14 protein-coding genes are annotated in these 12,252 nt (G+C 74.8%); 5 read left to right on the forward strand and 9 right to left on the reverse strand.

Annotated features, from left to right (window positions below):
- Positions 1 to 3: 3 nt before the first annotated feature.
- From ACQEVZ_RS41235 to ACQEVZ_RS41255, 5 genes are all read right to left on the reverse strand, one after another.
- On the reverse strand, positions 4 to 948 hold the full coding sequence (locus tag ACQEVZ_RS41235) for an AAA family ATPase (RefSeq protein WP_344507589.1): 945 nt from the start codon (positions 946 to 948) through the stop codon (positions 4 to 6).
- Complete coding sequence (locus tag ACQEVZ_RS41240; protein WP_433377808.1) at positions 948 to 2,189, reverse strand: S1 family peptidase; 1,242 nt, start codon at positions 2,187 to 2,189, stop codon at positions 948 to 950. Before ACQEVZ_RS41240 ends, ACQEVZ_RS41235 begins: the two co-directional genes overlap by 1 nt.
- Positions 2,186 to 2,533 carry a CU044_2847 family protein gene (locus ACQEVZ_RS41245; protein ID WP_433377811.1) on the reverse strand — a complete coding sequence of 116 codons (348 nt, stop codon included), beginning with the start codon at positions 2,531 to 2,533 and terminating at the stop codon, positions 2,186 to 2,188. Before ACQEVZ_RS41245 ends, ACQEVZ_RS41240 begins: the two co-directional genes overlap by 4 nt.
- A 105-nt stretch (positions 2,534 to 2,638) precedes the next feature.
- Entirely contained in the window at positions 2,639 to 3,175 is a 537-nt protein-coding gene (locus ACQEVZ_RS41250) for a hypothetical protein (protein WP_344507592.1), read from the reverse strand.
- Between the two features lie 115 nt (positions 3,176 to 3,290).
- Positions 3,291 to 4,175 (reverse strand): fructosamine kinase family protein, encoded by an 885-nt coding sequence (locus ACQEVZ_RS41255; RefSeq protein ID WP_433377815.1) that lies wholly within the window; start codon positions 4,173 to 4,175, stop codon positions 3,291 to 3,293.
- Positions 4,176 to 4,346: 171 nt separating this feature from the next.
- Between ACQEVZ_RS41255 and ACQEVZ_RS41260 the strand changes: the two genes are divergently transcribed.
- Positions 4,347 to 5,441, forward strand: coding sequence for a hypothetical protein (locus ACQEVZ_RS41260; RefSeq protein WP_433377818.1), 1,095 nt, complete (start codon positions 4,347 to 4,349; stop codon positions 5,439 to 5,441).
- Positions 5,434 to 6,099 carry a DNA alkylation repair protein gene (locus tag ACQEVZ_RS41265; protein ID WP_433377821.1) on the forward strand — a complete coding sequence of 222 codons (666 nt, stop codon included), beginning with the start codon at positions 5,434 to 5,436 and terminating at the stop codon, positions 6,097 to 6,099. The genes ACQEVZ_RS41260 and ACQEVZ_RS41265 overlap by 8 nt, the downstream gene beginning before the upstream one ends.
- Before the next feature lie 12 nt (positions 6,100 to 6,111).
- Here the strand turns inward: ACQEVZ_RS41265 and ACQEVZ_RS41270 are convergent, their stop codons facing one another.
- Complete coding sequence (locus tag ACQEVZ_RS41270) at positions 6,112 to 6,768, reverse strand: hypothetical protein (RefSeq protein ID WP_433377824.1); 657 nt, start codon at positions 6,766 to 6,768, stop codon at positions 6,112 to 6,114.
- A 58-nt stretch (positions 6,769 to 6,826) separates the two neighbouring features.
- On the opposite strand from ACQEVZ_RS41270, the gene ACQEVZ_RS41275 reads away from it, so the two are divergent.
- Positions 6,827 to 7,306: a hypothetical protein gene (locus ACQEVZ_RS41275; RefSeq protein ID WP_433377827.1), complete on the forward strand. Its 480-nt coding sequence runs from the start codon at positions 6,827 to 6,829 to the stop codon at positions 7,304 to 7,306.
- A gap of 39 nt (positions 7,307 to 7,345) precedes the next feature.
- On the opposite strand, the gene ACQEVZ_RS41280 is transcribed toward ACQEVZ_RS41275, so the two are convergent.
- Together ACQEVZ_RS41280 and ACQEVZ_RS41285 are read right to left on the reverse strand one after the other, a co-directional pair.
- On the reverse strand, positions 7,346 to 7,855 hold the full coding sequence (locus ACQEVZ_RS41280) for a hypothetical protein (RefSeq protein ID WP_433377830.1): 510 nt from the start codon (positions 7,853 to 7,855) through the stop codon (positions 7,346 to 7,348).
- Complete coding sequence (locus tag ACQEVZ_RS41285; protein WP_433377833.1) at positions 7,849 to 8,772, reverse strand: class I SAM-dependent methyltransferase; 924 nt, start codon at positions 8,770 to 8,772, stop codon at positions 7,849 to 7,851. The genes ACQEVZ_RS41280 and ACQEVZ_RS41285 overlap by 7 nt, the downstream gene beginning before the upstream one ends.
- 98 nt (positions 8,773 to 8,870) lie before the next feature.
- On the opposite strand from ACQEVZ_RS41285, the gene ACQEVZ_RS41290 reads away from it, so the two are divergent.
- Positions 8,871 to 11,042: a DUF4132 domain-containing protein gene (locus ACQEVZ_RS41290; RefSeq protein WP_433377836.1), complete on the forward strand. Its 2,172-nt coding sequence runs from the start codon at positions 8,871 to 8,873 to the stop codon at positions 11,040 to 11,042.
- 18 nt (positions 11,043 to 11,060) lie between these two features.
- Here ACQEVZ_RS41290 and ACQEVZ_RS41295 read toward each other — a convergent pair whose 3' ends face one another.
- Positions 11,061 to 11,525 carry a methyltransferase family protein gene (locus tag ACQEVZ_RS41295; RefSeq protein ID WP_433377839.1) on the reverse strand — a complete coding sequence of 155 codons (465 nt, stop codon included), beginning with the start codon at positions 11,523 to 11,525 and terminating at the stop codon, positions 11,061 to 11,063.
- Between the two features lie 56 nt (positions 11,526 to 11,581).
- On the opposite strand from ACQEVZ_RS41295, the gene ACQEVZ_RS41300 reads away from it, so the two are divergent.
- On the forward strand, positions 11,582 to 12,232 hold the full coding sequence (locus tag ACQEVZ_RS41300) for a TetR/AcrR family transcriptional regulator (protein ID WP_433377842.1): 651 nt from the start codon (positions 11,582 to 11,584) through the stop codon (positions 12,230 to 12,232).
- Positions 12,233 to 12,252 lie beyond the last annotated feature (20 nt).

Consider the following 12,252-nt stretch of genomic DNA (forward strand, 5'->3'; position numbering starts at 1 on the left):
GGCTCAGCGCTCCAGCCGCAGCGCATCCGACTGCTGCTTGACGAGGGCGCCGGCGAAGGGCAGCCGGCCGTGACCGGGGCGCTCGCCGACGGCCTGCAGGTAGCTGACCCAGTCGAGCAGCTCGCTGAGGCCGGGCTTCTTGGCCAGGTCCAGGGCCCGCAGCCGCAGCAGCGTGTCGATCGCCTCCGCGCGCAGCTGGACGTCGCCGATGCCGTGCAGGGTCAGGATCGCGTCGAGCTCGGCGGCGGCGTCGGGGAACCGCACGTGGTGGAACACGCACCGGCGCAGGAACGCGGCCGGCAGCGCCTTCTCCTCGTTGTTGGTGACGACGATGACGGGCCGCAGGTCGGGCCGGTCGGCTGGCACCGCGTGCCGCTCGCCGTGCGCCTCGGGCACGTCGAACGCCAGCTGGTCCAGCTCGCGCAGCAGGTCGTTGGGGAAGTCGATGTCGGCCTTGTCGATCTCGTCGATGAGCACCATCGACCGGCGGCCGTGCCCGGCGCGCACGATCGCCCGGCCGAGCGGCCCGAGCCGCACGTAGTCACGCTCGTCCGGAGCCGAACGACCGAGGCGGCGGCCTACGCCGCGGCCGAGTTGGGTGTCGTACAGGCGGCGCACCGCGTCGTACACGTACAGCAGGTCCTGCCCGCGGCTGGTCGACTTGATGTACGCCTCTTCCAGCGGCAGCGACAGGGCAAACGAGACGGCGTGCGCGAGACGGGTCTTGCCCGCACCCGGGTCGCCCTGCAGCAGCAGCGGCCGGCCGAGCGCGATCGCGACGTTCACCGCCTCTTCCAGCTCGGCGGAGGCGCGGTACGGCTCCCGCTGCCGTGACTCGAACCGCGGCTGGGGACCGGACGAGCCGGCGGCCTCGATGTCACGCCGGTCCGGCAGCTCCGCGAGCCGGTCGAAGCGCAGCGACGTGTCGACGCTGTGGCGGGTGAGCATCAGGCCTCCTGGTCTTCGAGGTCTTCGAGGTAGCCGCGCAGCTCGTCCGGCTGGAACCGGACGCGGTCGATGCACTCGGCGAGCTCCTCGTACGTGTACCGCACGTCGAGGTCCTCGCCGATCCGGGCGACGATGTCGCTCGTCCACGCTGCCGCCAGGGGCCGCGGCCAGCGTTTGTACACGGTCACGTGGGCCGCCCACCGCTCGACGTCGCGGTGCGCGAACCGCGGCCGGGGCAGCGCGGTCACCCCGTCCGGGAACCCGCCGTCGGGCACGCCGAGCAGGAACAGCATGCACCAGCGTTTCGGCTGCCCGTACGCCTCCCGCACCCGCCGGGTGAGCTCGGCGACGTCGGCGGCCGGTGTGCCCCGCACCGACACCGGACAGATCACGTTGCGCGCCCGGAGCACGCCCGTGTACCGCGTGACCGCCCGCACCGCGGTGTCGACGGAGTGCAGCTCGGCGCTCAGGTCCAGCCAGTGCTGCCGGGCGATCTCGCCGACGTACTGCCGCAGCCACGCGCACAGGTTCTCCACCACGGCCTGCTCGCCGGCGTCGACGCCGAACGCGAGGAACCGCCCGCCGGCCGCGGCCATCGCCTCGAGGATCTCGGTCTTGAGCAGGTCGAGGTCGAAGTACGCCGTGTCCAGCAGCTGGTGTACGGGCAGCGCCCGGTCCGACCGGCCGACCGCCACGCCGAGCCGGAACCGGCGCACGATGTGCGCGACGGGCACCGCGTACAGCACGTTCGCGGCCCGCCCGCCCTCGACCCGCTCCCGCACCTGCTCGACCAGCACGCCGACGACCGCCCCGTCGACGGTCACCGCGCTGCCGGAGTACCCGCGGTAGTCGTGCAGCGCCTCCGCCACGTGCAGCTGCAGCACGGTCATCTCGTCGCCGCCCTGGTTGACGATGAGATGGTCGGTGGCGGTCACGGTGCCCGTGAGCTGCGCGTCGTGGCCCCTCGGCCGGGCCGTCACCCGCCAGTCGGCGCGCAGCACGGCGTGCGTCAGCGCGGGCACGATCGCCAGCGACTCCGCGACCCGCAGCGTCGCGACGTCGAGCGTCGGCTCCGCCTGGACCGCCTCGACCGGGAGCCGTACACCTGCCGCCGTGACGAACTCGAGGTCCCCGGCGGGCCGGTCCCGCACCACGTGCGCCGCCGTGGCGACGATCCGGTCCGTCAAGACGAACCCGCTGCCCAGATCCCTGCCACCGGCGACGATGCGCCCGTCGATCATCCGGTCCGGCCGCCGGCCGCGTCCGCCTGCTCCGCCGGGGGCTTGCGCCGCAGCGTGACGGTCACCTCGAACGTCGCACCGGTCGTGGCCCGCGACACGACGACACCGGCCTCCGCGGTGAGCGTCACGCCGAACTTCGCCTGCAGCTCCGCGACCTCCCAGCCGGACAGGTCAGGCGTGACGTTCGCGGCGACCGCCCGCACCCCGGCGACGACCGCCGACTGCACGTCGCCGAGCCGGTCCCGCAGCCGCTCGACGGCGTTGTCGCCCCACGAGATCTCCCGCCCGCCGCCGACCTCGACCACCTGCACCACAACACCGTCAGCCACCACCGCGTCGCTCATGGCCACACCGTACCCGGGCATGCATGACGCTCACTATCGGCGCTCCGGCCGCCCGGATCACACCGTTCAGCGCCCGGCTGGGCGGTTCGGTGTGCAGTCGTGCTCTCAGCCGCGACGGAGCGCGCCGGCGAGGGTCGACACCGCGTAGCCGAGCAGCGCCAGCCCGGTCCCGGCGCCCGCGACCAGCCCGGCCTCGACCGCGGTGGCGAACCCGGTGACCAGCGCGGCGGCCGCGACGGCGCAGACGGCCGCGCCGAGCACCCGCAGGCGCGGGTCGCGAAGCACCGGCACCAGCGGGAAGAAGTGCGCCCCGACCACCGCCGACACCAGCACCGGGATGTACTCCCGCTGCCCGGCGACGGCCAGCAGCCACGCCCCGAGCCCGGCCGCGGCGAACTCGGCGACCACGATCAGCAGATACCGCCGGTCCGCGGCCCGGTCCCGCTCCACCGCCGGCTCCCGCCTGGCCCGGCCGAGCAAAGCCATGCCGCAGACCGCCGTGGCCAGACCCGCCACACTCCCGATCACCAGCAGCGTCCGGAGCAACCCGTCGGACTTCGGCACGCTGAACCAGACCGTCGCGAACACGCCGAGGTACAGCCCGGTGAGCCCCGCCTGCTTCAGCGAACGCCCCTCCACCACCGACGACACCACAACAAACACCCCTTCCGGACGACAGCGACGCGGCGAACATGACGACCGCGGCCGCCCAAAGGTTGCTCCGATGATCAACCAATGCGCAAATCGGCGCCCGTCGTCAGGTGCGTGTCCGGAACGGGGCCAGGGTGGCACGGATGTGGTCGGCCGCGCCCCAGTCGTCGTCGAACTGGGCCAGCACGGCGAGGTGCTGCCGCAGCTGGATGATCGGCATCCGGTCCGGCCAGCCGGCGTCGAGCGCGGTCAGCTCCGCATACACCTCGAAGAACCGGCGCGCCTCCGGCGGGGGAGCGGTGGACCAGACGTGGGCGAGGTCGACCTCGGCCCACGTGTACGAGACGGCCGGGTCGATCACGGCGGGCCGCCCGTCGGCGGTGGCCATGACGTTCTGCGCCCACATGTCGCCGTGCGTCAGGCAGGCGGGCCGGTCCGGCAGCAGCTCCGGCAGCCGGTCGCAGAGCCGCTCCAGCGCCACCCGGTCCGCGGGTCCGAGCGCCGCGTCGACCCGCGGCTCCCCGAGCCACCGCAGCAGCCGGTGCTGCGCGAAGAACGCGAAACCGTCGTCGTCCCAGGCGTTGCGCTGCCGCCGGCGGCCCAGCCAGTTGTCGCGGTGCCAGCCGAAGCGGGCCTGGGTCGTGCCCGTGTGCAGCCCGGCGAGCGCGTGCGCGAACTGCTCCCAGAACGCCTCGCCGCCCGGCCGCGGTGCCAGCACCGACAGCACGAGCAGCTCCCGGCCCGCCAGGACCACGTCGGGCGTCGCCAGGCCGCCGAGCTCCCGCAGCGCGGCCAGCCCCTCGGCCTCGGTCTCGAACACGTCGTCGCCCGGCGCGTCGGCGAAGGCCTTCACGAACAGCGGCGGCCCTTCCCGGCGGCTCGCGATGCCCGCGAGTGCCGCGAGCCCGCCGCCGGCCGGCTCCACGGCGTCGACGTCCCGCAGCCCGGCCCGGCGCAGCCCCTCCAGCAGCAACGTCGTCGGCGCGGTCATGCACGTGCCTCCTGTGCCCGCTGGTTGGTCCGCATGTGATCATCATGATCGGTCGTGGCTCGCCGGAGAAGGCAGGGTCGCCGGCCGAAGGTCAGGGACTGCGCGAGCCGGCTGCTCATTGCGGCAGCGTAGAACGCCCAGGCCACGGCGGCGGTCGCTACGATCGCTGGCATGGACGCACCGAAGGCGCCGCTCGCCGGTCAGGTCGACGCGCTGCTCGCGGCCCTGGACGGGCAGGACCTCGACGGCTTCAACGCCGCGATGCCGGGCATCGCGGGTGCCGTGCCCGGCGCCACCCCCGACGAGGTGCAGGCCGCGCTGGCGCGCATCGCGCCGTACCTCGGCCGCCTGCCGTTCTTCATCGGCGGCGACCTGGCGCCGCTGGTCGGCGCCATGGCGGGCCTCGGCACCGACCCCGGCGTGGTCGTGCCGGCGCTCGTCGACCGGGCCGCGGCGGCGATGGAGGCGGCCGCGCGCTTCGCCGAGCTGCACCGGGCCGCGTTCGGGGAGCCGCCGTCGCCCGGCGCGCACGACGAGATCGACGCGACGCTGGAGCGGTTCACCGGTCCGGGCGCCGGGCACGGCCTCGCCGAGGACGAGGCCGCGGCGCTGGTCCAGGCGTGGTTCTGCGCCGACGATCTGGTGCAGCCCGTGTTGTACCTGTGTCAGCGCGCCGACATACGGGCGGCGCTCCCGCAGCGGGACCGGCTCACGGCGGCGGTCGAGGGCGTCGCCGAGACGCACGGCGCACCGTCCTGGCTGGGCGGCCTCCTGCGGGTGCTCGACGGCGAGCAGCTGCTGGTCCTCGACCGGGGATTCGCCGGCACGGGCCGTGGGTTCCGCGTGACCATCGGCGGGATCGGCGACAACTTCCAGCTGCACACCCTGCTCGCTGCGGCCCTGATCGGCGACCCCGCCGAGGGTCTGCTCCCAGGCCGCCCGCCGACGGCGGTGGAGGCGGCCGCCGCCGGCACCGGCGAGGACCTGCAGCCCGCCGGCGGCCTGCGCGGCAACTGGAACCTCGCCGACGCCCACGGCGGGTGGATCTGGAACGAGGGCACGCCCGCCGACATCCCGCACCTCGACGGGGTCCGGGTGGTCGTGCTCGACGCCGAGCCGTACTCGCGCAGCTGGGACACCGGCCGCGCCTACCCGCTGATGACGCCGCTGCTGCGGGTGGACGGCGCGGTCCCGCCCGAAGAGGCCGCGGCGTGGCTGAGCCGCGTGAAGCCGGCACCCGGATTGGGAGGTCGCCGCGATGGCTGACACGACGGTCGCCGAGGTGCTGGCCGAGCTGGCGGCGCTCGAGGACCCGAAGGCGCGCGCCGTGAACGAGAAGCACGGCGACGACCACGGCGTGAACCTCGGCAAGCTGCGGGCGATCGCCAAGCGGCTCAAGACGCAGCAGGACCTCGCCGTCGGGCTCTGGGGCACCGGCGACACGGCGGCCCGCCTGCTGGCGCTGCTGATCTGCCGGCCGAAGGCGTTCACCGGCGACGAGCTCGACGCGATGCTGCGCGACGCCCGGGGACCCAAGGTGCACGACTGGCTCGTCGGTTACGTGGTGAAGAAGCACCCGGCCGTCGAGACGCTGCGGGTGGCCTGGCTGGCGGACGGGGACCCGGTCGTCGCGAGCGGCGGCTGGGCGCTGACCACCGACCGGGTCGCGAAGCGGCCCGCCGGCCTCGACCTCGCCGCGCTGCTCGACACGATCGAGGCGCACATGAAGGACGCCCCGGACCGGCTGCAGTGGGCGATGAACCACTGCCTGGCCCAGATCGGCATCGAGCACCCCGACCACCGCGCCCGCGCCGTCGCGATCGGCGAGCGGCTGCAGGTCCTCAAGGACTACCCGACCCCACCCAACTGCACGTCCCCGTACGCGCCGGTGTGGATCGCCGAGATGGTCCGCCGGCAAGGGTAGATCCGCGGTCGGTCAGGTGCGGGCGTCGGCGGCGGCGAGGGCGGCACGCATCGCCTCCCGGTCCTCAGGGAGCCAGGGGCCGGAGCCCGCCAGGGGGATCTCGGTCATGAAGCGCCGCTCGGACTCCGGGATGAGGGCGGCGACCCGGTCCGGGTCGTTGGCCGCGGTCGCGTACAGGTTCGGGCCGTCGGCGTAGTACGGGTCGACCAGGACGAGCCGCCCGTCGGCGGCGCGCATGACGTTGGCCGGGTTGGTGTCCAGCGGCCCGCACCACGGCAGGGCCGCGCACGCCCGGTCGTGGACCCGGCGCACGACGTCGACGAGCGCGGCGACGTCAGGTGTACGGGCGGCGACGGCGCGATGGAAGGCGGCGGCCTCGTCCCCGCCGACGGGCCGCAGCCATTCGAGCACCTGCAGGTCGCCGCCGCCGGCGAGGCGACGATGCGCGAACAGCGCCGGGACCTGCCGGGTGTGGGCCGCCTCCCGGTACAGCGCCGCGGCGTACGGTCCCGTCGGGTCGAACGGGCTGATCCGCGCGACCGTCGCGCCGTCCGGTGAGCGGAGCGCGACCGCCCAGTCACCCGTGCCGCACCAGGCCCACCCGTCCGCGAGCAGCGCCCGCTCCACGTCCCGGTGATCGGCGTCCATCCCCAGCGAAATCTCCACCACGCTTCGAGGATATTTGCCTACCATTGCGGTCCGCCCGGACTGAGCTGGAGGTGATCGCATGCCGCCCTGCATCGACGTGTACGTCTGGGTGCCGGACTGGGAGCTGGCGACGCTGACGGCGTTCATCGACCGGTACGTCGACGTGGCCGATCCGTGCGACGATCGGCTGTCCGCCTTCACCCGGGTGTACGCCGGCGGCGTGCCCGGCGACGCCGATCGTGCCGCGCTGGCCGACCTGCGCCGCGACCCGTCCGACGAAGGTGTTTCGCTGTACGTCAGGTCGCCCGCGTACTACGGCGCCATCATCACGGTGACCCGGGAGCGGGTGCTGGTGCTCGGGGTGAGCCTCGACGACCCGGACGGCTCCGCCGAGGTGCTGGCGCAGGCCGGCGAGGTCCTCACGACGCTGCGCGAGGAGTTCCGCGCGCCGGCGGGGTGCGCCGGAGTGGAGCTGGCACCGGCGCACTCCCGGCAGGAGTGGGAGGGCGACGCGCTGGTCCAGATCCGGGTCGGCACACTACCCGCGCGACAGCCGTGACCTCAGCCGGCGGGCGATCGCCAGGCCCGCCGGAGAGGTTCAGGCGGGCTCCCGGTACCAGCGGCGGTGGACCAGCAGTTCGACCGTGAGCACGCCGGCCACGGCGAGGATGGCGCAGGCGGCCGCAGGTGCGTTCGGCGCCGTCCAGGCGGCCGTGGCGCCCGCGGCGCCGGTCACCCACGGGCGTAGCAGGGTCAGCGGGCCGAGGCCGAGCAGGATGAGGAACGTCGCCGGTCGCCGGGGCAGGACCGCGTAGCCGGCGAGCGTGACCAGGACGACGGCGGCGAACGGGCCGATGATCCACAGCATGGTGGATCCGGTCCGGGCAAGCTCGGCGTACCGGGTGCCCGGATCCGGCGCGGTGACCAGCACGGCCCCGAGCACGACAGTCAGCCCGGCGAGGACGGCGGCGCCGATGACCAGTCCGCGCCGCATCGCCGTGCGGTAGAAGGCGCGCTTGCGGATGCGGCCGTTGCGCCCGGTCGCGGCGCGAAACCCGGCGAGCGCGGCGTCCACCAGCGCGATCGCGACGAGCACCGCGGCTACCACGCTCGGCGCTCCGATCCGCTCACGGCGACCAGGTGGCGCGCGGCCGGGCCGAGCGCGGTGCGCAGCGCCGGCCCGTACTCCGGCCGCACGCCGAGCAGGGGGCGCACCGACGCGCAGAACGGGTTGCTGTGGCGCATCGGCCGGTGCAGCAACGGCTCCAGGCCGGGCGCCGACCGGGCCGCTTCGAGCAGCGCGTGATCCTCATGGGCTCGGCGGGCCGACGCGACGCCGTCGTGCCGGCCCAGCCGCTCGCGCATCCGCGCCCGGTGGAACATCCACGCACCCAGCGGCGCCAGGCGGGTCGCGGCGATGTCGAAGTGGCAGTACGCCCGGGCCCCGGCGGCGGCCTGCGCGCGGAAGAACGCGCCGAGCTCGTCGCCGCGCAGGTGGTGCAGCAGCCCGGAGGAGATGTACACGGTGGCCCCGCCGGGCAGGGCGAACGCGTCGCCGTGCGTGAACCGGCAGGGCAGCCCCTCGGCCTCGGCCAGCCTGCTCGCCTCGGCGACGAGCGCGGCGTTGAGGTCGACGCCGCACAGCTCCACGTCGCCGAGCACACCGGTGGCCGCGAGCCACCGGATGGCGTACCCGATGCCGCAGCCGACGTCGACGATCCGTGGCCGCTCGCCGTCGCGGGCGACCGCGGCCAGCAGCGGGCCGAGCAGTTCCGCCAACTGCTCGGCGATCCGCAGCTCCTCGTTGAGCCGCTGCAGCTCGGTGTGCGTGCGCACCAGCAGCCGCGCCGCGGCCTCGGCGTCGAGCACGCCGTCGCGGTGCGGCAGCGCCTCCGCGATCCGGGCCCCGCGCCGGTCGCCAGCCGCGCGCAGCGCCGCGAGCACGTCGTCACGCCGCACCGGCAGCCGCGCGCCGGTCGCCGGGTCGTGCCGGACGATCAGGTCGGAGATTTCCAAGATCGGCACCAGCGCACTGTAGCGGCTGGTCGAGGTCAGGGGTCGTAAGCCGTCCGCGGCGGCCGGGAGGTACGGTCGTGCACCGGTGCGGACCCTGGGGAGGCGTGATGGCGGCGGGCAAGCCGGTGGTGGTCGAGGGGCTGGTCTGTGCGGAGCCGACCGTCATGGCGTGGGAGGACGGGGAGCGGGAGCGCTGGTGGGCGCGGGCGGCGGCGCTGGAGCACGGGCGGGAGCAGGACGACTGGGCGGCGGCGGTGGCGGGTGCCGACCACCTGTCGGACCTGACCCCGGAGCAGCAGTCGTGGCTGCTGGTGCGCGGGCCCGAGTCGTCCGCGCGGGCGCTGCTGGGTAAGTCGCTGGTGCTGCTGCGGCACCGGCAGCAGGCCGACGTGGACCGGGTCGCGGCCGCACGGTTCGAGCTGGACGCGTGGCCGCTGGTGCTGCGCGACGCGGGTTCGAACGCGGACCGGCTCGGCTTCCTGGTGCTGCCGTTCCGGGGGCCCGAGATCGCCGCGCTGGTCGCCGGGTGGTTGCGGCACCTCGGCTCGGCGCGGCTGTGGGCGCGGCTGTGGCTGGAGCGGCACGCCCGGTCGGCGGCGTCGGCGCTGGTGCCGGCGGCGGTCGGCCGCCCGGGCCGGGCCCGGCAGCAGGCGGAGGACGCGCTGCGCCACCTGGTCGCAACCGGCCACGAAGCGACCGTCGTCGAGGCCGCCGAGGGCTACGGTACGGGCGTGCTCGCGGCGCTCACGGCGCTGCGCGAGGAAGGCGTGGCGCGGCCGGCCCGGAAGGCGAAGGCGAAGGCGTGGACGCTGCCGGAGATCCGGCTGGTCACCGGCGAAGGCATGCCGCAGGAGGACACCGGGCGTCTCGTCGAGGCGCTGACCTGGTCGCGGCTCGAGGCGGCACCCGAGCCAGCGCCGGGCGATCCGGCGCCGGACACCGGGGACGTGCCGGTGGGCGTGGAGTCGGCGGAGGCGCCGCAGCCGTTCGTACACCACGCGGAACCGGAAGCGGAGAAGCTCATCGCCGACTGTGACCGTGGCAGCCTCGCCGCCTTCGGGCGGGCGCTGCTGGACGCCTGGCTGGCCGACGGCATGCAGGCGGCGGACGCGTGGGTGTTACTGGCGCAGGCCCACGTCGGCGACGACACCACGATGGACGTGCTCGCGCCGCTGGTGCGGTCGTGGCCACCGAACAGCCGCTACGCGCGCGCCATCGACGGGCTGGCGGTGCTGGCGACCGTCGGCACCGACGTGGCGCTGCGGCACCTGCTCGCGATCGAGGAGAACATGTCGGGCGGGCCGACGAACGACCGCGCCACCGCGTACCTCACGCAGGCGGCGGCACGGCGCGGGCTGTCCGTGACGCAGTTGGCCGACCGCCTCGCCGTCACCCACGGCCTCGACAGCGGCGTCACGTTCGACTACGGGCCGCGCGCGTTCACCGTGGTCGCCGACGAGCACCTGACGGCGTTCGCGGTCGACGAGAGCGGCAAGCGGCTGCCGCGGCCGCCCAAGCCGGGCCCCAAGGACACCAACCTGGAGGCGTACCAGCAGGTCCTGCAGTACAAGAAGGACCTGCGGGCCACTGCGGCGGCGCACACCGCGCGCCTGCAGCGCGACATGCTCGCCCGCCGCCTCCGCCCGGCCCGGGACGTGCGGGAGGTGCTGCTGCCGCACCCGATCCTCGGGCCGCTCGCCCGCCGGCTGCTGTGGGGCGAGCACGACACCGCCGGTCGGCTGGTGCGGGCGCTGCGCGTTGCGGAGGACGGCAGCTTCGCCGACATCGACGACGCGAGCGCGACGACCGACGGCATGCTCGGCATCGTGCACCCCGCGGACCTGGGCGGCGACCTGAAACGCTGGGCGCGGATCGTCGCGGACTACGAGCTGCTGCCGCCGTTTCCGCAGCTGGGCCGGCCCGTGGTGGTGCTGAGCGGGGCGCAGCGCGCCGCCACGAGCCTGCCGGGCCTCCGCCCGGTGCCGACCGACCGGGTCGTGGCGCTGCTGGACCGCGCCGGCTGGCAGGGCAACGGGCTGTCGCAGCGGCTGCACACCCAGCTGGCCCACGCCCTGCCCGGCGGCCTCGCCCTGGTGATCGAGATAGCGCCGGGCGTCCCCACGTACAGCATGAACAACCCGGACCAGCAGCAGATCGCCGAGATCTGGGCCGACGACGCCTGGTCGAACCACCTGCGGCTGGCCCGCCGCATCCCGCTGGGCGCCTGCGACCCCGCCGCGCTGTCGGAGCTGCTCGTGGCGCTGCACCAGGCACCCTGAACGCGGCTCCGGCGGCGGTCAGAGCCAGCGCCGCACGCGGGACTGGTAGTCGGTGTAGGTCTGGCCGAAGCGTCCGGTGAGATACCGCTCCTCGGGCCGGATGACCAGCAGGCGCACGGCGAGCAGCACGAGCGGTAGCAGGGCGAGGGGCCACCAGGAGTCGAACAGCAGCGCCAGGCCCAGGTAGACGACGGCCAGGCCGGTGTACATCGGGTTGCGGGACAGCCGGTAGGCGCCACCGGTGACCAGCGTGGACACCGGGTGGTGCGGCACGATCGTGGTGCGGTGGCGGACGACCGCGGCCACGCCGGCCGCGGCCAGCGCCAGCCCGGGGACGGCGACGGCAATCCCGACGGCGGGGTGCGCGCCGAGCGGCGCCGCGACGGCGCTGTCGATCGCCATGCCGCCCGCCAGCCCTACGGCGTAGTACGCCGGCGGCGGGATGAAGATGACCCGCGCGCCCTGCGCGGGGGATGCGGACATCGGACGACTCCTTCGGTAGAGTGAAACTCTAACGAATAGAGGACTACACTCGCCCGATGGCCGTCAAGCGGCGTTACGAGTCGGCTCACCGACAGGAGCAGGCGAAGCAGACCCGCGGGGCGATCCTGCGGGCGGCCGCGGTCCTGTTCGTCGAGCCGGGTTACGCGGCCACGCCGCTGACCGCCGTCGCGGCCGAGGCGGGGGTCGCGATCCAGACGGTCTACAAGGTGTTCGGCAGCAAGCAGGCGCTGCTGTCCGCGCTGGTCGACGTGACGGTGGCGGGCGACGACGAACCCGTGGCGCTGCCCGACCGGCAGTTCGTCGCCGACATCCAGGCGCTGAGCGACGCCCGGGCCAAGCTGGAGCGCTACTCCCGGCACCTCGCCGAGACGCACGCCCGGACGGCGCAGGTGATGCTCGCCCTCGTCGCCGCGGCGACGGCCGACGCGGAGGCGGCCGCGATCTGGCGCAAGAACGTCGACGACCGCCGCGCCGGCATGGGCATGTTCGCCGCCGAGCTGGCCTCGACCGGGCAGCTGCGGCCGGAGCACACCGCCGGCACGGCGGCCGACGTGCTGTGGCTCGCCATGGACGTGCGCAACTACGACTGGCTCGTCCGCCAGCGCGGCTGGCCACCGGAGCGGTTCCAACGCTGGTACGTCGACACCGTCGTCGCGGCCCTGCTCGACCCGCCGGCAACCCGCTGAAGGCGCGAGGCATGCAGCGG

This window comes from Dactylosporangium sp. CA-152071 (assembly GCF_050936335.1).
Lineage (GTDB): Bacteria > Actinomycetota > Actinomycetes > Mycobacteriales > Micromonosporaceae > Dactylosporangium > Dactylosporangium maewongense.

Coding starts and splice junctions, on each gene's coding strand:
- ACQEVZ_RS41300 (WP_433377842.1), top strand. CDS start 11,582: ATGGCCGTCAAGCGGCGTTACGAGTCGGCTCACCGACAGGAGCAGGCG.
- ACQEVZ_RS41295 (WP_433377839.1), bottom strand. CDS start 11,525: ATGTCCGCATCCCCCGCGCAGGGCGCGCGGGTCATCTTCATCCCGCCG.
- ACQEVZ_RS41240 (WP_433377808.1), bottom strand. CDS start 2,189: ATGATCGACGGGCGCATCGTCGCCGGTGGCAGGGATCTGGGCAGCGGG.
- ACQEVZ_RS41290 (WP_433377836.1), top strand. CDS start 8,871: ATGGCGGCGGGCAAGCCGGTGGTGGTCGAGGGGCTGGTCTGTGCGGAG.
- ACQEVZ_RS41245 (WP_433377811.1), bottom strand. CDS start 2,533: ATGAGCGACGCGGTGGTGGCTGACGGTGTTGTGGTGCAGGTGGTCGAG.
- ACQEVZ_RS41265 (WP_433377821.1), top strand. CDS start 5,434: ATGGCTGACACGACGGTCGCCGAGGTGCTGGCCGAGCTGGCGGCGCTC.
- ACQEVZ_RS41235 (WP_344507589.1), bottom strand. CDS start 948: ATGCTCACCCGCCACAGCGTCGACACGTCGCTGCGCTTCGACCGGCTC.
- ACQEVZ_RS41260 (WP_433377818.1), top strand. CDS start 4,347: ATGGACGCACCGAAGGCGCCGCTCGCCGGTCAGGTCGACGCGCTGCTC.
- ACQEVZ_RS41275 (WP_433377827.1), top strand. CDS start 6,827: ATGCCGCCCTGCATCGACGTGTACGTCTGGGTGCCGGACTGGGAGCTG.
- ACQEVZ_RS41255 (WP_433377815.1), bottom strand. CDS start 4,175: ATGACCGCGCCGACGACGTTGCTGCTGGAGGGGCTGCGCCGGGCCGGG.